A 22150-nucleotide genomic window follows, 5' to 3' on the forward strand; every position below is an offset into this window, starting at 1 on the left:
TGCAGGATTGTAAAACGGTGGTATATTTGCCCTCGCAATAACGCAACGGTCTGGTAGTTCAGTTGGTTAGAATACCTGCCTGTCACGCAGGGGGTCGCGAGTTCGAGTCTCGTCCAGACCGCTAAATGGGAAATCAAATTCCCTCAAAACCTTGTAAATCTTATGATTTGCAAGGTTTTATGTTTTTAGGGCAATCATATAATTTCATATCATTTGCATCTAAAAGGTCACAAATCGTCAACATATTTTTTTATCTGCGATTATGTTGACAGATTGACGTAACTTACTGATGTTAGTATAGTTGATTTGACTTTCGTCTCACTAAATGTTTAATCATTAAAGACGACAATTATGCGAACTTCATCAACATTTTCAATTTTGTTTTGGGTGTACGGAAAACGTGCTGTAAACAACAAAGCAAACATCTACATTCGGGTTACCTTAAACGGTAAACGTGTTAACATTAGTCTCAAGAAGAAAATCAATATTTCTACTTGGGATGAAAAACTACAAAGAGCAAGTGGGACCGATAAGGATTCCCGTATTCTCAATCTTTACTTGAACGAAGTACAATCAAAAGTATATAGGATTTACGAAGATTTCAAGAGGGATGAAGTGCCTTTCACTTCCCAAATGGTCAAAGCCAAATTTTTAGGCGAAGATAAAACACGTTTTTCCTTTCAAAACCTTGTAGACTACTACAATGAAAAGATGCAACACAAGTTGCATAGGAATACGATGGGTCAATATAAGACCAGTCAACGTTATATGATGGAATATATTCTAAAGGAATACAAACTTACAGACATCCCACTCTTCAACCTTGAATATGGTTTTATCGTGGGCTTTGAAGATTTTCTTCGGTCGTATGTACCTAAAAGTGGTCAATCTAAAATTGGCAATAATACCGCAATGAAGCATATTAAGCGTTTACGCAGAATGGTTACTCTTGCCTATCGGATGAAATGGATGGAAAGAGACCCGTTTGTCAATTTTAAAATGAAAATTGAAAAGAAAGAACGTGGTTTCCTTACAGATTTTGAATTATTAAGTATTGAAGATTTGTCTTCGTCCATAGAGCGTCTTATGGTTGTGAAAGATTTATTTGTTTTTAGTTGTTACACCGGTATTTCTTATGTTGACATTGTACAATTAAATGAAGATAATATTGTAATGGGTATAGATGGTAGTCCTTGGATAATGGCCAAAAGGGTAAAAACAGGTGCACCGTTCAAAATTCCACTATTGCCCAAAGCTGCAATCTTAATAGATAAATATAAAGACCATTATAGAACCAATGACACATCCAATCTTTTGCCCAGGTTATCCAATCAGAAATTGAACAGTTATTTAAAAGAAATCGCCGACCTATGTGGTATCAAAAAAAACCTAACTTTTCATATGGCTCGCCATACTTTTGCTACAACAGTAACTTTAAGCAATGGTGTTCCAATAGAGACGGTATCCAAATTATTAGGGCATACCAAACTATCCACAACACAAATCTATGCAAGGGTCGTTGAGAGGAAAGTGAGTGATGATATGGCGCTTCTCAAATCAAAAATTGGCTAATAAAATTTAATTAGATTTAACGGACTGTTGAAATCTTCAATTAAGAATTTAATAGTTTGCATTTCCATTCCACTACCTTTATGAACTAAAATATTTTTTATGATTCTAAAGGTCAAATGGAAAGATTTCAAAAATAAAATTGAAGGACACAAAGCAGAAGGCAAAGCTTTAGTTGAAAAATATAAGTCTTCAAGAACTGAAAATGATTTAGAAAACCTAAAGGAAGAAAAGCAAAGCTGGGAAAGCGAAGTAATTGACTACGTAAAAACTTCTTTTGAACCTGAACATAGAAATTTTGGCTATGAATTTAAAGAGAAACGTGGATTCAATACTGGTTTCAAGCTACCCATTGCTCAAAAAATAAGAAATACTATTGAAGCACTTAAAAGTGAGATTAATGGTCTTGCTTATTATGTGAAATCGTTATCCATTTCAGATGCTATTGTGAGGATTGATGAAATTGATTTAGAAGAACGAAAAAATTTAGACACAGACGGTAGGCTCGACCTCGTTCTTTCCAAATTATATGAGCTATACGATGACAGAAAATATCATTCCATCAAGTGGATACTTGAAGGCAATGGTGTGGAAATGAAAATTCACGGGGAAGATTGGGATTATGGTAAAATGTTAGAGAATAGAGGATTTGTCGATATCCTTACAACTAAGGATACTGGTGCTCGTTTAACTCTTGAGGGTAAATACGCTATAGAACAGGCAAGAAAAGTAAAGGTTACAGACTACTCAAAAATTAGCAGTTCTGATGAAGAACTAAAGGAACTGATTAAAAAAGTACTCTCAGAAATTGAAAAATTAGGTTATGGCCAGCAAATCATCTTCGATGAATTTGATGAGCTACGAGAGGATATTCCAAACCTTGACAAAAAATCATTTGGTCAACTTCTTAAAGCTAAATTGTATGATTTAGTATCTCAAAAAGCATTCGACAAAGCGCTCGCCAGTGAAATATTCAAGCAATTTACTGACCAAGTATTGCCATTTTAATCTATGAAAATACTGGCGAGACTTCAAAAAACAATTAAGGCTTTCTTTCAAAAAGAACCACCACCGGAATACGAGGTTACACAGTTTGTCATTTCAGATAGACAACCTATAACGGGCGCATCAAAAATTTCATTTTTTGTAAATAATTCCGAGCCAGATGTAAGTGTGACCAGAACCTTTGAAAATGAGAACGATGTCATTGATTGGTTAATAAGCAATGATAATTTTAAACAGATGTTATACAGAAAGCTATTTTCATCATCCTCTGTCATCCATCATTGTGGCGTAAAGGAACCAATTACTGAACCTAAAAAGAAACCTGGCGATATTGATATCCTTCTTTACAAAGCAAGCGATGAAAGTAATGCTGTTGGAATAGAATGTAAAATAGTAAAATCAGAATCCTTAGAAAATCAATCGCCAAAAATCAACAAGATTACAAGCGTTCAGAAAAAGGGAACAAAGCAAGCAGATGGCTACGTTAAGATAGGGTTTAGCAGAGTCTTTCTTATGGTCATATTGCTGGACGATGGCAGACACTATAAAAACCCTAATTTCGTATTCAGAACTACACCGACAGAAGAATTGAAAGAACTTTATAACTTCGACTGGAACACAAAAATGAATAAGGACGTTGGTATAATCTATGCCTATATCAGTCAACTTACCTCAAATCATATCAATCAGACAAAAGGCTTGGGATTAAGAATTGAACGTGAAGCTAAAGAAAGATTTCAAAACAAAGAATTAACTGAGAAAATTAAAAACCTTAATCACTAAGTATTATTTGAAGAAAGAAGGAATTTGCAGAATTTGCGGTAATTATGGAAAACTAACGTTCGAGCGCGTTCCACCACAAAGTGCATTTAATTCTAATCCTGTATTCTTTCAAAAGTCCATCCATCTTCACGACAAAAAAAGCTATTTGTACGGTAAAAAAATTCGTAGTAATCAAGGTGCTGGTGGTTATTATTTATGCGAGCCTTGTAATAATCTTACGGGCAGTTACTATGGGGACAGCTATAAAAAGTTTGCCTATATGGGGATGATGGCTTTAACAAATAGAATCTGGGCGTCGAAAACCATAAACTTTGAATATGCCATACAGCCCCTAAATATTTTAAAACAGATATTAGCAATGTTTATGGCCATAGACACAAGCGACCAGCTATTAAATTTAAAAGGGCTTTCAGATTACATTTTGGATAAAGACTCAAAGGCTTTTCCAGAAAGTTTGAGAGTTTTTGTTTATCACACCGTTACAAAACAAGTAAGAAATGGTTGGGGAATGGCAAGAACTAAAAAAGGCTATCATACCCTTGGGGAAATTACATTCCCACCATATGGTGTTGTATATGCTTTGGATTCTGAACCTACTCGAAATGATTTTTATGAAGTAACAGATTTCAAAAATTTCAATTTTAATCAAACCGTTCAGGCGAGATTGTCAATTCCATTTCTTACACCTAAAACATATATTCCAGGTCTATATCTATAATTCCAAGCGAAAAGTTTTATTCGCAAATAATGATAATTTTGAAAGACATAAAAACAAAATGAATTTTGCGAAATTAAAACTACAAATATGTCAATACCAATAGTATTAGATAAATCAACATTCCAAGGTCTTAATTATGAAGATATAATAGAACTTCATAAATATTACATCGTCAACATTACACCCTTATTGGTTTCAGAGATTCTTGGCGACCTTGCAAAAGAAGAAAAGGAAGGTAGAAAAACACCTAAAGACCAAGTTATTGATCTTGCAAAAAAAATGTTCCCATATAATGCCTATGTGAATATGAATTATAAGGTGCTGGTTGAAAAATCATTGACTGGCGAATTTACCACAGCTGATAATCGACCTTTTCTAAACGCTAAGAAATCCATAAATACGCCAACAAAAAAAGGAATGACATTCGTTGAAACACTCGAAGAACTCTCTATTAAACGATGGAAAAAAGGCGATTTTGACAAATTGGATGAAATCATAGCTGAAGTATGGCGAACAGAATCTAAAGATGAAAATGTAGTAGATGAATTTAAAGGAAAGTTTGACCATCTTAAAGGCATAAAAATAAAAGACCACAAACCTTCAAACGAAGAGAAGTTTTTAGCATTAAAAGAACGATTACAGGAACGACTTTATGTTGAACTTGAACCCGCTGACACATTAAATCTTGTAATAGATTATTTTGAAATCAGTCCAGACTTAAGAGAGTCTATCCAAGCTCGATGGAAAAACGAGTCACATCCAGATTTACATAGCTTTGCCAATTATGCTATGTATTGTTACGAAATTGTCTGCCTCTACTTCATTGGTATAAATAATTCTTTGTGTGGGGAACGGTTAACAAACCTCTTGGATTTAGAATACTTGTTCTATGCGCCTTTTGCAAGAGTGTTTAGTACAAATGACAAATTTTTAAAGAATCTCTTCTTTGCTGTCCAACCAACCGATACATTCTTTGTCACATTACCACAACTTAAAGACGATTTTAAAAAATTCAAAGCAGTAAATGTAGAAGGGAAAGTATTTGATGAGCCGCCTGTTAAAGATTCTGAAACGTATCGAATATGGGACAATATTTTTGATATGGAACTTACTCGAAGACTCAAACCTTCTGCCGAAGAATTAAAAACAAAAGAAGCTGAAATGGAAGAAATTTTAAAAATTGCGGAAACTGGTAAAGAAGGAAAATTTAAAGGGGAAGCAGATTTTGTAGTAAAAGAAATGTTTATGTCCCCAGATGATCCTTGTCCTTGTAAAAGCGGGAAAGCTTTTAAAGATTGTCATCTTCCTAAAGCCTAAATTATTTAGATTTCTCATCCACAAAGATGCTGATGATGCATTGGATAGTGTTATTAACTTTTGAGTGATAGTTTTTATCGACAAATAATTTTATGTCGAAACCATAACCTATGCATTTGATAAAAACGTGATAGTTAAATAATTATAGCGCAACTTAAAATAACAAAAGCAAACAAAATTCTACTTCCTAACACCAACCTTTAACCACTCATAATACTCATCAATCCCAGCATACTGTTTTGCCTCGTTGAGTATTTCAAGGTTGGCATTCATAGTTACATAGTAAGGTTGAGAAGCCGTCTGGAAGTTTACATATTGAAATGTTGACCATTTATCGCCTACGGTTTCAATAGATTTTAAATGATTTTCGCTAAGTTTTATTTTGAATTGCTCATCTTCAGAGAGTGCTTTGCGGTCGTCTACATAAAGTGAAATTAAAACATAGTTTTCCTTTAGTAGTTTATAAACTTTTGGGTCGCTCCAAACATTTTCTTCCATCTTTCTACAATTAACACAAGCCCATCCTGTAAAATCTAAAAGAATAGGTTTGTTATTCGCTTTCGCAAAAGCGAGACCTTCATCAAAATCTTTATAGCAGTCTAACCCTAGTGGACAATCAGATTCTTGTTCATATAGGCTGTAAAATGTAGGTGGCGGAAACCCTGCCAACAATTTTAGGTGTGAATTTTTAGTAAGTCCCGTTCCTAGATAAATGACAAACGCAACCACTAATATGGCAAATGAAATTTTTGGGAAACTCAATTTCTTTTTGCCATCGTGTGGAAAGCGAATAACACCAAAGAAGTATAATGCCATTAACAGGAATATGACCATCCAAATACCTATGAAAACTTCTCGTTTAAGAATTCCCCAATGTGCTACCAAATCCGCATTTGATAAGAATTTAAAGGCCAATGCTAGCTCCACAAAACCTAATAACACTTTTACTGTGGTTAACCATCCGCCAGATTTTGGTAAGGATTTCAACAAGTTAGGAAACAAGGCAAATAGTGCAAATGGTAGCGCAAGTGCAGCACCAAATCCAGTCATTCCTGCGGTAAGTTGAAACGCACCACCAGCACTAGTTAGCGAACCTGCCAATAGCGAGCCTAAAATGGGTCCTGTACACGAGAAAGAAACCAAAGCGAGTGTTACCGCCATAAAGAAGATTCCTATTAGACCACCAGCACTAGAAGCGGAATCCATTTTATTTGACCAGGAACTAGGCAATGTTAATTCGTAATAACCAAAGAATGAAAAAGCAAAAAAGATGAATATGATAAAAAATATAACATTGAGCCAAATATTTGTAGATATCGTATTTAAAATTTCCGGGTCTACCGAATCCAAAAAATGAAATGGAACACTTAAGCCCACATAGATAATGACTATAAAAGCTCCATATAAAATGGCATTTGTGATTCCCTTACTTTTATTACCGGATTGCTTGGTAAAAAAAGATACCGTAAGTGGTATCATAGGAAACACACAAGGGGTGAGCAACGCTACAAGGCCGCCTAAAAAGCCAAGTGCAAAAATTTTCCATAAATTACCTTCTGTGGTGATTTCATCTGAACCGGATTGTAAGCGTTCTTTGTGCTTTAAATCTAATAGCAAACTATTAGAGAGTGCTTTACTTTTTTCGTCTAATACTACATTAGTAAGCTCAGCTTTAGTCCCGTCCAAGTTTATAATGAAATTTTCTTCCTTGTTAATACAGACGTCCTTACATACCTGATATTCCAAATGAACATTTACTTGTTTTACACCTTCTGAAAGTAAGCTTATACGCTGTGTGAATTGGGCTTTATTTAAAAAGTAGGTTTCCTCTACTTCGAAAATATCGTTAAATGCCTTTACGGTTTCACCTTCTTTTGCATTATCTACCAGTTCATAATTCCCTTCACTATTTTTAAAAGTTAATACCGAAGGTAAAGAACCATCTTCATTAGTAAATTGAGAAAAAACGTGCCATTCTTCATCAATACTACCCGTTAGAATAATATTATATTCGGTATCAGAAATCTTTTGCACTTTAGAATTCCAAGTAACAGGCTCAATAATTCCCTGTTGCGCATTTGCTAAAAAGCTTGCAAAAACAGCAAATATTATTATTAATTTCTTCATACATAAGGTATAGTTTTCCTGCCCTGTGGTTAAAAACCACAAGACAGTTATCATTTTATAAATCTTGAGTTAATCCATCACAAACTTAAATCCTGCTGTAATGATGCTAGAACTAAATGTGGTATCCCTATCATATTGATAGAATTTCAGGTCTATACTTTTAAGTCCAAATTTCCAGAGATGGGCTTTCGCAAAAATGTCTGTGTAAGACACTCCAAACCCAAATTGATTTGCCGAATATTCCGAAAGGTCATAATCTGAAGTGTAAAACTCATCTGTGGACAAAGCACCTTCGTATGGGTTAAAATAATCGGCTGCGGTTTGATTATAGAACCTGTAAGAAGGATACAGCGTAAACTTATCGGTAATTTTCACTGGCACTTCAATACTTGCAGTGTGTGAATTGATTCCCCAATCGTCAAAATAATAACGATAGAAGGTTCTTACTGTAAAGGTTTCATTGAGATACCAATTTAAACGACCACCTACAGCTACTTTAAATCTTGAATCGGGCAAGCGCTCAATAGCATCTGCAAGCTGAAAATCATCAATAAAGGAATCGGCTACATCTCCAAAATAGACGCGTTGAAATGGTGTAGACAACAACCCTTGTTGTTGCACAAAATCTAACGCCAATGAACCTTGTACATTTTTATGTAAAATTTGCGAGAAACCAAAGCCTAAGGAATAGGAATTACGCCCTTCACTATCAAAAGGCTCAAACCTCGGATTATAATTGGCATTTCCTGTTATGGTATTTTGGGTAAACAAACGATTATTCAATCCATCTCCACCAGCACCAAACGGCCTCAATTCTGTAGGATAAATAGCGTTCCAGGTATCTATATATACATTCCCGTTTACACTAACTTCAGTGTTTTTTTCGTTAAAAAGTTTGGTATAACTACCCCCGACACCTACCGAAAAGTAATCGTATTCAGTGGATACCGATAATTTGGCAGACCAAATATCGTTTCGGTCGTCAGAACTATGACTGTAACTTCCTGTTACATTCGCCCACAAGTCACTACTTGATGCACCTGATGACGCTTGAAAAGGGTCTGCAGGACCATCATCAAAAGGCCCCACATTACTTGATGAAGCAGAGGTGTATGCCGATACACCTGCATCAATTGTTAATACATCATCATCATTTAAAGGAATAGAGACTACAAATGTCCCTGTAACATCAGTCAATTCTTCAGTCCCGATACCACCGCTTACCGCTGCGTTATCTCCATCTTGACTATAATAGCTTGATAAAAAATCTACTTCAACAGTTTCTAATACACGTTTTTTATAGACTTTGGTTGAGTCTTGACTAGTTTGAGAGTACGCTTTCGCAAAAGCGAATACACACATAAAAAGAATAAATTTTTTCAATTGAAATTTTGATTTAATTACAGCCGCAGCCTCCTCCAGTTTTTCCTCCGTTTGCCCCAACGGCAGCTTCTCTATAAGAATGTGCAGTTGTTACATTACGGTCACATTTCTTATCTGCGAGTGCCATATCTGGGTCATTTATATTAACCTTCTCATATTCCTTAACCACTACGCAACTGCTAAAGAAGCACGTAATCATAGTGAGCATTATTATTTTCTTCATCATAGTTTATCGATTTCTATGTTCTTTGATTTTGTGATATTTCCTTTATCATCTATAATGATGCATTCTATTTTTGGCAATTGATTGATACGGTCCAATCCCGCTTCTTTTCCCATTACAAAAACGGACGTTGCCAGAGCATCAGCCAATTCTGCTTTGGGTGCAAAAACGGTTACGCTTATAATTCCGGTAGATGGATAACCTGTTCGTGGGTCTATGATATGTGAATACCGAGTGCCGTTAAAATTGACAAACTTTTCATAATTACCAGAGGTTACAACTGCTTCGTTTGTAATAGGAAGCAAAGCAAAAACTTTATTCTTATCTATTGGATTGGTAATGGCCACTTTCCATTCTTTTCCATTGGGCTGTTTTCCCCAAGTATTCATATCTCCAGAAGCATTTATGATTCCTGATGGCACTCCTTTTGAAATTAGTAAATCTTTGGCTTTATCTGCCGCATAGCCCTTGCCAATGGCACCGAAGCCAATTTTCATCCCTTCAGATTTCAAGAAAACCGTACTATTTTCTTTGTTAAGTATAATATTTTGATAACCCACTTTAGATACCGAAGCTGTAATTTCTTCTTCCGAAGGCATAGTGGTCATACTACCATCAAATTTCCAAATGTTGTCCATTGATGCATAACTGATATCAAAAGCACCATCGGTAAGTTTTGAAATTCCAATGGCTCTTTCTATTAACTCAAAAAGTTCTGAATCTACTTTTACAGGTTTTATTCCGGCATTTCTATTAATTTTTGAAGTTTGAGAATTTCCATCCCAAGATGAGATGAGTTTTTCTATTCTTGAAATTTCCGCAACAGCGGTATCAATATATTGGTTTCCTTGTACAGAATCGTTAGCAACAACCGTAATATCAAAACGACTACCCATTAATTTGAGTGTGCGTTTGTACGGCTCCTGAGCAATACAAGCTAATGTAAAAGACAGAAATAATATAAAAAAATGATGTTTCAAATTATTTTATAAATGTATTTAATTCTTTAATATAATTTTCTGGTGTTGTTTTTTTATAACTATTTTCGCCTAAAACGTTACCATTAGAATCAAGCACTACCACAAATGGGAAATAACCTTGTTTGTTGTATTTTTCTGCAAGTGTAGCGTTGGCTTTTGTTTGAGATTCTGATAATGCGTTTTTCTTTTTTCTAGGAAAATCAGCTCGTAACATTACATAATGTTTTGCTGCATAGGTTTTAAAAACTTCTGTGCTCCAAATTTCTCTATCTAACTTTATACAAGGTGCACACCAGTCCGAGCCTTGAAAAACTAGTATAATTGGTTTGCTTTCTTTTGCTGCTTTTTCTTTTGCTTTCGCAAAATTTGTTTGCCATTCTTGGGCATTTACTAAGGTAATTGTAGCTATAAATAACAATGCTACTGATAAATTTTTTTTCATAAAATAAAATAATTTACAAAGTTATATACTAAACGGTTTTTTTTATTAATATCATATAATGATATCAATTATTTTTAATAAAAACATAAACTTTTAATGGCTCGATATAAGCCTAATAAATTGCTTCTGCCTTTGGTAAATATACGTTCATCTTCTTTATAACTCTTCACATTCAACATAAAAGGCAATCGATTTACTTAATTTAATTAAACTAATTTGTCTCATATTTTATTTTTTTTTAACAAATGATAACACGTAATGACTTCTCTTTTAAATACACAGAAAGAGATTGTTCTTTTAGTTGAGCTAATTCTCCATCAATTTGAAATTCGAAAAAATTATTTTGATTTCGAGAAAGCAAAATTTCCTTTGTTTGAAAGCTTTTAACGCCTTTTAATACATTTGGTTTTTTGATTATCATACAAAAGCCAAAAAGTAACATCTTCAGTTTACTTATTTTAGGTACAATAACCACATCTAACAGACCATCTTGTAATGAAGCTTTAGGTGTTAAACTGAAATTATACCCCATTACATTTGAATTTGAAATAAAAATTAAAAATGGATTTACGATTTCAGAAGCGCCATTTATAATGGTAATATTTTCCTTTACTTTATTAAATTCTTTAAATGATTTAAAAGAAGCTTTTATATAATAAAAAAGTGTTCTTTGCTTTAAAGATTCATAGTTTCCTATAACACTAGCCGTAAAGCCAAAACCAGTATTACTAAAAAAATATCTTTCATTTATGCAGCCAACATCAATTTTTGTTTGGTTATTATTTTTAATGATTTTAAGTGCTTTTATAATATTTCTTGGAATATTCAAATTAGAAGCTAAACCATTACCTGAACCAATTGGGATAATACCTAAAGGAATAGAGGTGCCAACCAAAGTTGAAGCCACTTCATTTATAGTGCCATCTCCGCCACAAGCAACAATGATATTCGCTTTTTGTTTGATAGATTCTTTGGTTAAATCGATTGCGTGTCCTTTGTAATTTGAAAATTTAATACTGATATTATATTTATCTACTTCAAAGTAATTATGAAGTAATGTTTCAGAAAAACTATGATGACCGGTTCCTGCAATTGGGTTAATTATGAAATGAATAGTTACCACCTTATTTACGCTTTAGTTTTAAACCTTCATTTCTATATAAATCATCTGAAACCTCATAGAATGAAATACTTTTTTTCTCAAAACTTTCTTCGGAAGGAATGGTTGTCAAGCTATTATCTGAAGGATTCCAAGAGTAGAAATTTGCATTTTTCTGTTCATCTAATATCAAGATTTTATTGTCTTTTAGATACCCTAATTTTCTATAGTTTCCTATAAACGCACGCTCATCTTGTGGTTGCATTGACATAATATCATTTCCGAAGAGATTGGACTTATAGTTCCAATGCAGGGCCGAAAACAAGGTTGGAAATACATCAATTTGAGAAGCCAGCTTGTTTATTTTTTCTGGTTGTTGATTCGGTAAATTGAAAATTAATGCCGGTATGTGGTAATTTTTAACATCCAATTCCCAACGTCCTGCGCTACTTGCACAATGGTCACTCATTATTACGAATACCGTATTTTTAAACCAAGGTTTTTGCTGTGCCTTTTTTATAAATTGACCAATTGCATAATCGGTATATTTTACTGCGCCATTTCTCCCTGTTCCTGAAGGTATATCTATTTTGCCCTCTGGGTAGGTATAAGGTTTGTGATTAGAAGTCGTCATTACAAAATCGAAAAATGGTTTTCCCGTTACGTAGGCCTTATCAGCTTCTTTTAGTACTTTATTGTAAATATCCATATCACAAACTCCCCAAGCATTTTCAAAAGTAACTTCGTCATCTTCAATATTAGTACGAGTGGTTGTAATGTTTTTATCCAAGAGAAAACCACGTCCTCTATCAACGATATTAAAACCGTTTCCTCCAAAATAGGTGTTCATATTATCAAAGTAGCCATCGCCTCCATAGAAGAAATTACGTTCGTAACCCTTTTGTTTAAATACCTCTCCAATGGTAAATAAATCTTGATTATTTTTTCGTTTTACAATACTACGTCCTGGTGTTGGCGGAATGGATAAGGTTATCGCTTCCATTCCTCTTACTGTTCGTGTTCCTGTTGCATAGAGATTTAGAAATAACAGACTGTTATTGGCTAATGAATCTAGTATTGGTGAAATGTTATTTTTATTACCAAATTCACTTAAAAAATCGGCACTTAAACTTTCTATACAAATGAAAATGACATTGGGTGTTATTGATTTCTGAATACTATCTGTATTTAATATTGTTCTATAAATCGAATTTATATTTGCATTTCCAAACGCATTTTTTGAATTTAACAAACTCGCTTTAACGGTTTTAAAAGCTTCTTCTTTTGGAATGGTTTTATAAAATTCATTATAAGGCAACTCGTTATTACGGAAGGCTGCAAAGAATGAGTAAATTCCTGATTTTGCCAGTTCGTTATTGTATCGGTTTTCAGAAAAATCCGCTTGTTTATTTGTAATAAACATGAGACTAATAACAACAATAACTATCCAAGGAAACGAAGCGATTAATTTAGGTTTGAATGTGGTATCACTTTTAAATGTTTTATTAAAATAGCCTAACTTATACACAATAAATAAACTCGTTAAAACCAATATTAACATAGCAGAAATAAGGATAGGCAACGGGTAAGATTCATTAATGTTCTTTACTACCTCGTAAGTATAAATTAAATAATCTACAGCTATAAAATTATATCTTCTTTGAAATTCATCCCAAAATGTAAACTCTCCAAAGAAGGAAAAAAATATAATCAGCACACCAATTGAGAATCCAAAATAAGTAATGATTTTATCTACTATAGAACCATAAAATCGTTTTGGAAAAAACAATAAGTATGCTAAATAAGGTATAGCAAAAAATGAAATTGTTGCTATATCGAACAAGAAGCCTATTCCGAAGGTTTCAATAAGAGTAAATGCTTCTTTATCTACTTCAGAAAAATTCCAAATAAAGAAACTACACCTTACTATAAAAGAAAGTATTAAAAACAAGCCAATATAGGCTTTGAATAAAGTGAAGCGCATTGGGAAGATTTTTGACATTTTATTTAAGGTTTTTAAGATGTAATTTTCAGCTAGTAACTAGCTAATATTTGTTCTACTTTATGTATATTTTCTTGTTTTCCTTGTTCAAGGATATCTTCTCCGTAAAGGGTTCTAAAATGGTGCTTTTTTAAAAATTCTAAATTCAGTTTATGCCATTCAAAATCGGTTACTTTGTTATCGCAATACACTTCCCATTCCCTACGAAGCAAAAGTTTTCGATAAAAGAAATGCGAATTGCTGATGTGAAAAATATCGGCATCGCAAAGCACTTCGGCCAAAGCTGTGGTTGGACATTGTGGCATTTTAGTGGCATCGATACAATTATTGACTTTTTCTATAAAATCTTTACTAACTTTTTCTTTTTTTAAAAAATGGGTGGCTATCAATTTACTTTCATCCTCGTGACCTTTGTAGGTGGTTGAGAATCCTGTATCGTGAAACCACGCTGCAACGACAAGAATCTCTGTATTTTGCTTATTAATATCCATAGCAGCGCATAAGTATTTTACATTCTGCACCACTTCCTTGGTATGTTGAAGATTATGAAAAGGCAATGCCGAACATTTTGAAGTCGTCAATAAATCTTTACAATATGTAGCAACGCTACTAATCATCGTTGTGGTCCTGGTTTCCATCTAATTGAATAACATTTGCATCGCTTCTAATCTCTATGTGTGTTATTTCTCCGCCACTTGTCCCAACGTATTTAGCAATTCCCATTGTTACCATAGAAAGCAGTAAAATGAGTACAAATCCATATTTTGAGAATGGCAACTTTTTGTATTGTAAAAACAAGGTTATTAGCGATACGCCTCCTAAAATCAGCATCATCGTAAGAAACAATTCTGCATAATCTTCGTGTTTATGGATTAGTGTTTCACTAATTCCAGGTAAATTCTCAACTATTTCTTCAGCACCTTCACCTGTTAAAAAAGCTGCAATAGCTGTTAATGCAGAAAAAATAAAAATACCTAATGCTGTATTTTTGATTTGCGGTTTTTTCATAATTAAACCTGCTAACAACACTAAAAAACCAATCAATACGCCCACAATAGGCAAATGATTGACTACTAAATGAAAATGTGCGTCGTTCATAATTTATTTTTTTGTTTAAACCATATTTACATTGAACAAGTAACCGACCAATGCAGTTAGACCCATTGCAACTGTTCCCCAAAACGTGATACGAGCAATGGCTTTAACGATACTTGAACCGCCTGTTTTAGCAGCTAGTGCTCCCAGAATTATCAAGAAGAAAAGTGCAAAACCATAAAGAGAATATTCCATACTATTTAAAGGCAGAAAAAGTGTTACCAAAAAAGGAAGTAATCCACCTACGGTAAATGCCGCCCCAGATGCAAAAGCCGCTTGAATAGGTTTGGCTTGGCTAATTTCATTTATTCCCAATTCATCTCTAATGTGTGCACCCAAAGCATCGTGTTCTGTTAATTCTTTAGCTACGGTTAAAGCTGTTTCTTTTTTCAAACCTCTTTTTTCATAAATTTCTGCAAGGCGTTGTAATTCAATTTCGGGCATTTCGCTTAATTCTTGTTTTTCGCGTTCAATGTCTGCCTTTTCCACATCGGTTTGTGAACTCACGGAAACGTATTCTCCTGCTGCCATTGACAAAGCACCAGCAACAAGACCTGCTAATGTTGCCAAAATAATAGGCTCTCGTGTCGCACTTGCAGCTGCAACACCTATGGCGAGACTTGCTGTTGATAAAATACCGTCATTTGCGCCAAGTACCGCTGCTCTTAACCAATTACTTCTGTGGATGAAATGGCTATCTAAATAATTGTCTAATCCTTGTTCTTTATCTTCCATCTATTCTGTTATTAGATTAAATGTCCCTTTGGTCAAAAATTCTGTATCTGGTTTAAAATCATTGGCGTTAATTATTTGAATAAAGCCATTATTAGCAGCACCCACTTTGACTAACACCCTTTTAAAAGTTGTACCGTTTTCTTTAACCAAAACAAAGTAGTCATTATCAATATTCGCAACTGCTTCTACTGGTAACGCAGGATGTTCTGAAGTGGTAGTTAATATTTCTCCTTCTATATACATTCCAGGTGCAAATAGTTTTACATCACTTTCGTTTACCAAATCGCCGTGAATGGCGACGGTTCTGTCTTGGGCATTTATCGCTTTATTTACTAAATGCACTTTGCCTTGATACACTTTATTCATATCATTTTGTAGTCGTACATTAATAAATTGTCCTTCTTTTACCATTGGAAGGTCTTTTTCGAAAATCTTTAGTTCAATGTGTAAATCATCAGTATTAGTAACGGTTACAGCAACATCCGAAGGATTTAAGTACATTCCTTTAGTAGCATTAATGGTTGTTGCATAACCCGATAATGGCGATAGTACGCTAATGACTGAACGAATATTCTCTCCCGATAATGTATTCGGATTAATGTTCATTAAGCTCAACTTCTTTTTAAGGGATTGATATTGCGCCATGGTTACAGTATATTCCGATTCTGCTTTTAGAAAATTCTTTTTTGAGGTTAAGTTATCTGCCATCAACTCCTTTTGGCGCTCATAATCTGATTTTAAGTAGCTCAAACGTCCTTTGGCTTCTAAGAAATCTTGTTGTACTTGCACGTATTCAGGATTTTCAATCGTGAATAAGGTCTGTCCTTTTTTAACAGGGTCGCCTGGTAACAGGCTGATGTTTTTTACATAGCCTGCAAAATAAGCACTTACATCTGCTTGGTTTTCTGGTGGCACAGCAAACATACCATTGGCTTTTACAATGGTGTTAAAAGGCTGCGTGGTTACTTTTCCAACTTCCATATTTCCTGCAGAAAACTGATTTTCTGTAATTGTAATGATGTCGGTATCTTCAGTTGTTTCAGTTTCGGCTGTATTTGCAGCTTCAGTTTTTTCATTTGAGTTACAAGAAGCTAAAGCCATTATTGCGACCAATAAAAGGCTTTTGAAAAAAATTGAATTTGATGAATTGTTGTGTGGATTTTTCATTTTTAATTGGTTAAATAGTTTAACTCTAAAACGGTATTGTTGTACTTGTTTAAGTTCTGTAAATAATTGATTTCAATGTTTTTTGAACTTTCCAATAGCTGTACATATTGCAAGAAATCTATCTCGCCATTTTGAAATGCTTTTGAAGCGGTTGTTGTTAATTCCTTTGAAAGTTTCTTACCTGTAGTTTCATAATAATCAACCGTTTCTTGATATTTTTTTAAATCAGAAAGAAGGGCATCATAATTTGATTGCAGTTGAATTTTATAATTTTCAAATTCATTGGCCACAATCATAGTTTCGGTTTTTGCGGCATTAATTTTTGATTTGTTTGCTCCAAACCACAACGGTACTGCAACACCCACTTGAAACCCATTGTAGTTTTTTGCATTCACACCATTATTAGTGCCTTGAAATACTGAAAAATGTATATCGGGCAATAACTTTTGTCGTTCTAACGAGAGTGAGGATTTTGCCAAACTTTCTTCTGAATTGTAATACAACATTCCTGGGTGGTTAGTGATATTGAGCTCCTCTAATGCTAGCCTTGGAAGTTTGTCTTCACTTACCGTAATCAATGTGTCACTTTGCACCCATTGATTGAGAATGGTATGTGCTCTTGAAACATCCTCATGTGCTTGGGTTAAAGCAATGGCTATTTCTTTTTGCTTCGTTTCTGCCGTAAGTTTTTCCAATAAATTGGTTTCGCCAACATTATATCTTTTCTTTGCAGCACTTGCAAATTGACTGTACAGACTATCTAAATAGGTGTATTGTCTAACCACATTATTGCTGTAAACAAGGTTATAGTAAGCCATATATACTTCTTTGGTCAACACCCTTTTGTTTAGTTGATATTGCTGTTGCGTCATTCCCACTTTTTGCTTTTCCACTTTGCGCTGTGCACCATAAATGGTAGGAAATTGAAGCGATTGGCTCAATCCAAAAACTTTTAGAGGCAGACCATTTTCGGCAATATTGTTTTGGTCGTAGCCATAGTAAACCTGTGTCTTATCAATATTTATAGCGCTACCTACCATTTGTTCGGATTGGTTGATTCTTTTAGCGCTAGCTTGAAGTGCTTTATTATTCTCCATTGCCAATTGTACAGTCTGTTCCGCACTTAACGGGTTTTGTTGTGCTTGTCCAAAAATTGGTAATAACAGTAAAAGCATAATGCTCAACGCCTTTAAATTTACTTTAGTCTTCTTTTTAGGATGATGCCCTTTTCTATCGAACATTGCATATAAAATTGGAAGTACTACAAGGGTCAATATCGTTGCGGTTATTAATCCGCCCACAACTACAGTTGCTAATGGTCTTTGCACTTCTGCTCCAGCAGATGTTGAAATTGCCATAGGCAAAAACCCTAGAGCTGCTGCTGCTGCTGTTAGCAATACAGGGCGTAATCTATTTTTTGTTCCCATTAATATTCGTTTATTGATATTGTTTATGCCGTGTGCTTTTAGTTCTTTGAACTCTTCAATCAATACTATACCGTTTAATACTGCTATACCAAAAAGCGCAATAAATCCAACACCTGCCGAAATACTAAAAGGTAAATCCCTTATATACAATAACATTACACCACCAATAGCGGATAATGGGATGGCACTATAAATCATTAACGCTTCTTTTACGGAATCAAAAGCGAAGTACAATAGGACAAATATCAAAATCAAGGCGATAGGTACTGCTATTTTTAATCGAGCCGAAGCTGTGCGCAAGTTTTCAAACTGCCCACCGTAGCTTATAGAATAGCCTGTTGGAATTTTGATATCCTTTTGAATAATTGCCTGTACATCTTTTACCACCGACTCTAAATCTCGGTTTCTAACATTTACACCTACCACTATACGACGTTTGGTATTATCCCGCGAAATTTTTGCAGGTCCTTTTGTATAGCTTATGGTTGCAAATTCGCTTAATGGTAATTTTGTTCCATTGGGAAGTGATACCGATGCGGTTTCAATATTCTCAATGTCCTTTCTGTGCAAATCATCAAAACGAATCACTAAATCGAATTGCTTTTCGCCTTCAAATACTGTTCCCGCTGGCATTCCCGCAAAACCCATTGTAATGACCTTGTTTAAGTCCTCTATATTCAATCCGTATTTGGCAATTTTCCGGCGGTTATATTTAACCGACATTTGCGGCAAACCTGCTGTTTTTTCTACCGAAATATCAGCCGCTCCTTCTACGTTTTGAATGGCTTTTTCTATTTCCAATGCTTTTCGATACAATACGTCTAAATCTTCTCCAAAAACCTTGATTGCCAAATCAGCTCTTACTCCTGTAATCAATTCATTAAATCTCATTTCGATAGGTTGGGTAAACTCAAAATCTACTCCTGCGATTTCATTAGATAAGGCTTCTTTAAATTTATCTGCTAATTCATCTTTGGAATCGGCAGATGTCCATTCGCCTTTTGGTTTCAATTTTATAATAACATCACTTTCTTCCATAGACATCGGGTCGGTTGGTACTTCCGCAGCACCAATTCTGCTCACTACCTGTTCCACTTCTGGGAATTTTTTTAGTATTTTTTCCATTTGCGTAGTGGCTTCAATGGTTTTACTTAAGGACATCCCTGTCTTTAATACAGGTTGAATAACAAAGTCGCCTTCATCTAAGGTTGGTACAAATTCGCCGCCCATTCTGGAATATAAAAATCCTGTAAAAACCAATAGACCAACAGCCATACCTAGCACCAATCTCTTTTTACGTAATGCCCAAGCAATCGTAGGTCGGTATTTATCTTCTAAAAAGGAAATCAAGCGAGATGATATGGTTTTCTTTTCGGTGTTTGATGGTTTAATGAACAAAGAAGCCATTACTGGTATATAGGTAAAACACAGCACCATTGCACCTATAAGTGCAAAACAGAACACCAATGCCATAGGACGGAACATTTTTCCTTCAACACCTACTAAGGATAAAATAGGTATAAATACTATGATGATGATTAATTGTCCGAATACTGCGGAATTCATCATTTTAGTTGCACCTTGATAAGTTATTGTATCTATTAAACCTTGTCTTTCATTTTTAGGAAGTGCTAATAATTTGGCACGCTGACTGGTAATTTTAAAGGCAATAAATTCAACAATAATTACGGCACCATCGATGATAATTCCAAAGTCAATTGCGCCTAAACTCATTAAGTTAGCGTCCACACCAAAAATATACATCAACGAAAGGGCAAATAGCAAACACAAAGGGATAACGGAAGCTACGACTAAACCAGAACGCCAATTTCCTAAAAGCAGTACCACTACAAAAATGACAATCAAACACCCTAAAATCAGGTTTTCGGCGATTGTAAAAGTCGTTTTACCAATAAGCTCACTTCGTTCTAAAAAAGGATTGATTGATATGCCTGGTGGTAATGACGCCTGTATTTCCGATACACGCTGTTTTACCGCTTCAATAACTGCGTTGGAATTAGCGTCTTTAAGCATCATTACTTGCCCGAGTACTTTTTCTCCGTCTCCATTTCCTGTGATTGCCCCAAAACGGTTGGCGTGACCAAAGCCAACATTGGCAACATCTCTAACATACACAGGAACTTCGCCTTTATTAGTAACAACGATATCTTCAATATCTTCAACAGAAGTAACCAAACCTTCGCCTCTAATAAAATAACTTTCATTGATTTTCTCAATATAACCACCACCTGCAACGCTATTATTTTTTTTAAGAGCTGTAAAGACGTCAAAAATAGAAACGTCCATAGCACGAAGTCTTTCAGGGTTTACAGCTACTTCATAGGTTTTTAAGTAACCTCCCCAAGTATTTACTTCTACAACTCCCGGAATACCTGAAAGCTGACGTTTTACGACCCAATCTTGAATGGTTCGAACATCTGATAGTGAGTATTGGTCTTTATGTTTGGCATCTACATCGATTACGTATTGATAGATTTCTCCCAGACCTGTAGAAACTGGACCCATAAAAGGTTTGCCAAAGCCTGCTGGAATTTTTTCTTCGGCACTTTTAATTTTTTCGGCAATGAGCTGGCGTGGTAAATAAGTACCCAAATCATCATCGAAAACAACGGTTACAACTGATAAACCAAATTTGGAAACCGAACGGATTTCTTTTACTCCAGGCAAGTTTGCCATTTCCAATTCTACGGGATAGGTCAAGAATTTTTCTACATCTTCCGTGGCTAAGTTCCTTGATGTAGTAATGACCTGTACTTGATTGTTGGTCACATCCGGAACTGCTCCGATAGGAATATTGGAAAGAGAATACAAGCCGAATCCGATGATTCCGGCCGTAAATAATAGCACAATAAGTTTGTGATGAATACTGTACTGGATAATCCGTTCTAACATTTTTCTGGTGGTTTATTAAGTAATAAAATCAAATGTAAAGTAGGTGTCTAAAAGTATTCTAAGCCGTTTCTTAAGATTGGCTTAAGATTATTTTTTCCTCTTTAGAGCATAAAACAAAAGCCCTGAAAAGTTTTCAGAGCTCTTGCAACTATTAACCAAAAAAACCAATCAAAAAACATTTAATGGCTAAGGGGAATCTTTTTTCTTTTTCATTTTAAAGGGTGAAACTGCTAATTCTATTATAAAAGTAATCTTGTATTCTAAAGACTGAATATAGATATTCTTAAGATTGACTAAATATTTAACAGAAGTTAATAAAAACAAAAGCCCTGAAGAAGTTTCAGAGCCTTTGTCAATCAATCAACACTAACCATCAATCAAAAATCTTTATAGAGAGTCCACTTTTATAAATAATTTAGAGTCGGTCATAGATATTTCACAACGTGCAGGTGCAGTTGTTGCATATGTGTTTCCACAAGTTGGACATAAGTAATAAACAGATGGCAATGAACTTACCTTTCCATCTTCCAAAGCCTTGAAAGCATTTATATAGAAATCCCTATGCTTTTGCTCCACTTTATACGCATAGGTCAAACTTATTTGCGCCATATAGTTTCCCGCTGCGTGTGCATCCTTAATGAAGTTAGGATACATTGTGTTAAACTCATAGCTTTCGCCTTCAATGGCATTCTTTAAATTCTCTATTGTACTACCTACAGTAAATTCTGGCGTAACCGAAGGTATTGCTTCTCCCATTCTTTGTAAAACCACTTTATGATTATTTGCGTGAATTAATTCAGCTCCTGATGCTGCTTTAAACAACATTGCAATTTCAGGGTATCCTTCCTCTTCCGCCTTTTTACTAAAAGCCGCATACTTGGCATGTGCCGTTGTCTCTCCCTTAAATGCATCCTTCATATTTTGAATAGTTGCTTTTTGAGGGTCTCCATTTTCTTTAATAGTATCCATTGTATTCTCAGCCATTTCTTCAGAAAATTTGACCTCAATTTTATCTACCGAAGTATCTTTACAAGACTGAAAAAGCATAGTTGACAGTGCCATTCCGATTACTAGTATTACTGCTGTTCTTTTCATTTTATTTGTTTTTAAATTGTTTAATATTTTATGTAAATACATATCCACATTTTGTGGTTTTTATGTGCTG

18 protein-coding genes and 1 tRNA gene are annotated in these 22150 nt (G+C 34.6%); 6 read left to right on the top strand and 13 right to left on the bottom strand.

The window, feature by feature from the left end; translation table 11 throughout:
• The first annotated feature begins 47 nt into the window (after positions 1 to 47).
• The 6 genes from RM529_RS03730 (at position 48) to RM529_RS03755 (ending at position 5392) form a co-directional block, all read left to right on the top strand.
• Positions 48 to 121, top strand: a tRNA-Asp gene (locus tag RM529_RS03730).
• A gap of 230 nt (positions 122 to 351) precedes the next feature.
• Positions 352 to 1572: a site-specific integrase gene (locus RM529_RS03735; RefSeq protein WP_008610851.1), complete on the top strand. Its 1221-nt coding sequence runs from the start codon at positions 352 to 354 to the stop codon at positions 1570 to 1572.
• Positions 1573 to 1671: 99 nt separating this feature from the next.
• A complete protein-coding gene (locus RM529_RS03740) occupies positions 1672 to 2577 on the top strand; it encodes a hypothetical protein (RefSeq protein ID WP_008610850.1) in 906 nt (301 codons plus the stop codon).
• 3 nt (positions 2578 to 2580) lie between these two features.
• Positions 2581 to 3357 (top strand): hypothetical protein, encoded by a 777-nt coding sequence (locus RM529_RS03745; RefSeq protein ID WP_008610849.1) that lies wholly within the window; start codon positions 2581 to 2583, stop codon positions 3355 to 3357.
• Between the two features lie 7 nt (positions 3358 to 3364).
• On the top strand, positions 3365 to 4075 hold the full coding sequence (locus RM529_RS03750; protein WP_008610848.1) for a hypothetical protein: 711 nt from the start codon (positions 3365 to 3367) through the stop codon (positions 4073 to 4075).
• Positions 4076 to 4162: 87 nt separating this feature from the next.
• Complete coding sequence (locus tag RM529_RS03755; protein WP_008610847.1) at positions 4163 to 5392, top strand: SEC-C metal-binding domain-containing protein; 1230 nt, start codon at positions 4163 to 4165, stop codon at positions 5390 to 5392.
• 180 nt (positions 5393 to 5572) lie between these two features.
• Here the strand turns inward: RM529_RS03755 and RM529_RS03760 are convergent, their stop codons facing one another.
• The 13 genes from RM529_RS03760 to RM529_RS03820 all read right to left on the bottom strand — a co-directional run bounded on the left by RM529_RS03760 (position 5573) and on the right by RM529_RS03820 (position 22122).
• Positions 5573 to 7519 (bottom strand): protein-disulfide reductase DsbD family protein, encoded by a 1947-nt coding sequence (locus RM529_RS03760; protein ID WP_311483415.1) that lies wholly within the window; start codon positions 7517 to 7519, stop codon positions 5573 to 5575.
• Between the two features lie 69 nt (positions 7520 to 7588).
• On the bottom strand, positions 7589 to 8881 hold the full coding sequence (locus RM529_RS03765; protein WP_008610845.1) for a DUF3570 domain-containing protein: 1293 nt from the start codon (positions 8879 to 8881) through the stop codon (positions 7589 to 7591).
• A gap of 34 nt (positions 8882 to 8915) precedes the next feature.
• Positions 8916 to 9128, bottom strand: a complete 213-nt coding sequence (locus RM529_RS03770) for a DUF4266 domain-containing protein (protein ID WP_040879443.1) — start codon at positions 9126 to 9128, stop codon at positions 8916 to 8918.
• Positions 9125 to 10105, bottom strand: a complete 981-nt coding sequence (locus RM529_RS03775) for an FAD:protein FMN transferase (protein ID WP_008610843.1) — start codon at positions 10103 to 10105, stop codon at positions 9125 to 9127. The genes RM529_RS03770 and RM529_RS03775 overlap by 4 nt, the downstream gene beginning before the upstream one ends.
• A 1-nt stretch (position 10106) precedes the next feature.
• Entirely contained in the window at positions 10107 to 10547 is a 441-nt protein-coding gene (locus RM529_RS03780; protein WP_008610842.1) for a thioredoxin family protein, read from the bottom strand.
• A gap of 238 nt (positions 10548 to 10785) precedes the next feature.
• Positions 10786 to 11670, bottom strand: a complete 885-nt coding sequence (locus RM529_RS03785) for a diacylglycerol/lipid kinase family protein (RefSeq protein WP_008610841.1) — start codon at positions 11668 to 11670, stop codon at positions 10786 to 10788.
• Between the two features lies 1 nt (position 11671).
• Positions 11672 to 13648, bottom strand: coding sequence for an LTA synthase family protein (locus tag RM529_RS03790; protein ID WP_311483416.1), 1977 nt, complete (start codon positions 13646 to 13648; stop codon positions 11672 to 11674).
• A gap of 32 nt (positions 13649 to 13680) precedes the next feature.
• Entirely contained in the window at positions 13681 to 14265 is a 585-nt protein-coding gene (locus RM529_RS03795) for an HD domain-containing protein (RefSeq protein ID WP_008610837.1), read from the bottom strand.
• Positions 14258 to 14746 carry a DUF2231 domain-containing protein gene (locus RM529_RS03800; protein WP_008610836.1) on the bottom strand — a complete coding sequence of 163 codons (489 nt, stop codon included), beginning with the start codon at positions 14744 to 14746 and terminating at the stop codon, positions 14258 to 14260. The genes RM529_RS03795 and RM529_RS03800 overlap by 8 nt, the downstream gene beginning before the upstream one ends.
• Before the next feature lie 15 nt (positions 14747 to 14761).
• The gene (locus RM529_RS03805; protein WP_151674515.1) at positions 14762 to 15478 is read right to left on the bottom strand and encodes a VIT1/CCC1 transporter family protein; all 717 of its coding nucleotides are present in this window, start codon (positions 15476 to 15478) and stop codon (positions 14762 to 14764) included.
• A complete protein-coding gene (locus tag RM529_RS03810) occupies positions 15479 to 16645 on the bottom strand; it encodes an efflux RND transporter periplasmic adaptor subunit (RefSeq protein WP_311483417.1) in 1167 nt (388 codons plus the stop codon). It abuts the gene before it with no gap.
• 2 nt (positions 16646 to 16647) lie between these two features.
• The gene (locus RM529_RS03815; protein ID WP_311483418.1) at positions 16648 to 20985 is read right to left on the bottom strand and encodes a CusA/CzcA family heavy metal efflux RND transporter; all 4338 of its coding nucleotides are present in this window, start codon (positions 20983 to 20985) and stop codon (positions 16648 to 16650) included.
• 387 nt (positions 20986 to 21372) lie between these two features.
• Positions 21373 to 22122 (bottom strand): rubrerythrin family protein, encoded by a 750-nt coding sequence (locus RM529_RS03820; protein WP_311483419.1) that lies wholly within the window; start codon positions 22120 to 22122, stop codon positions 21373 to 21375.
• Between the last annotated feature and the right edge of the window lie 28 nt (positions 22123 to 22150).

The organism is Autumnicola edwardsiae, assembly GCF_031846505.1.
GTDB classification, from domain to species: domain Bacteria; phylum Bacteroidota; class Bacteroidia; order Flavobacteriales; family Flavobacteriaceae; genus Autumnicola; species Autumnicola edwardsiae.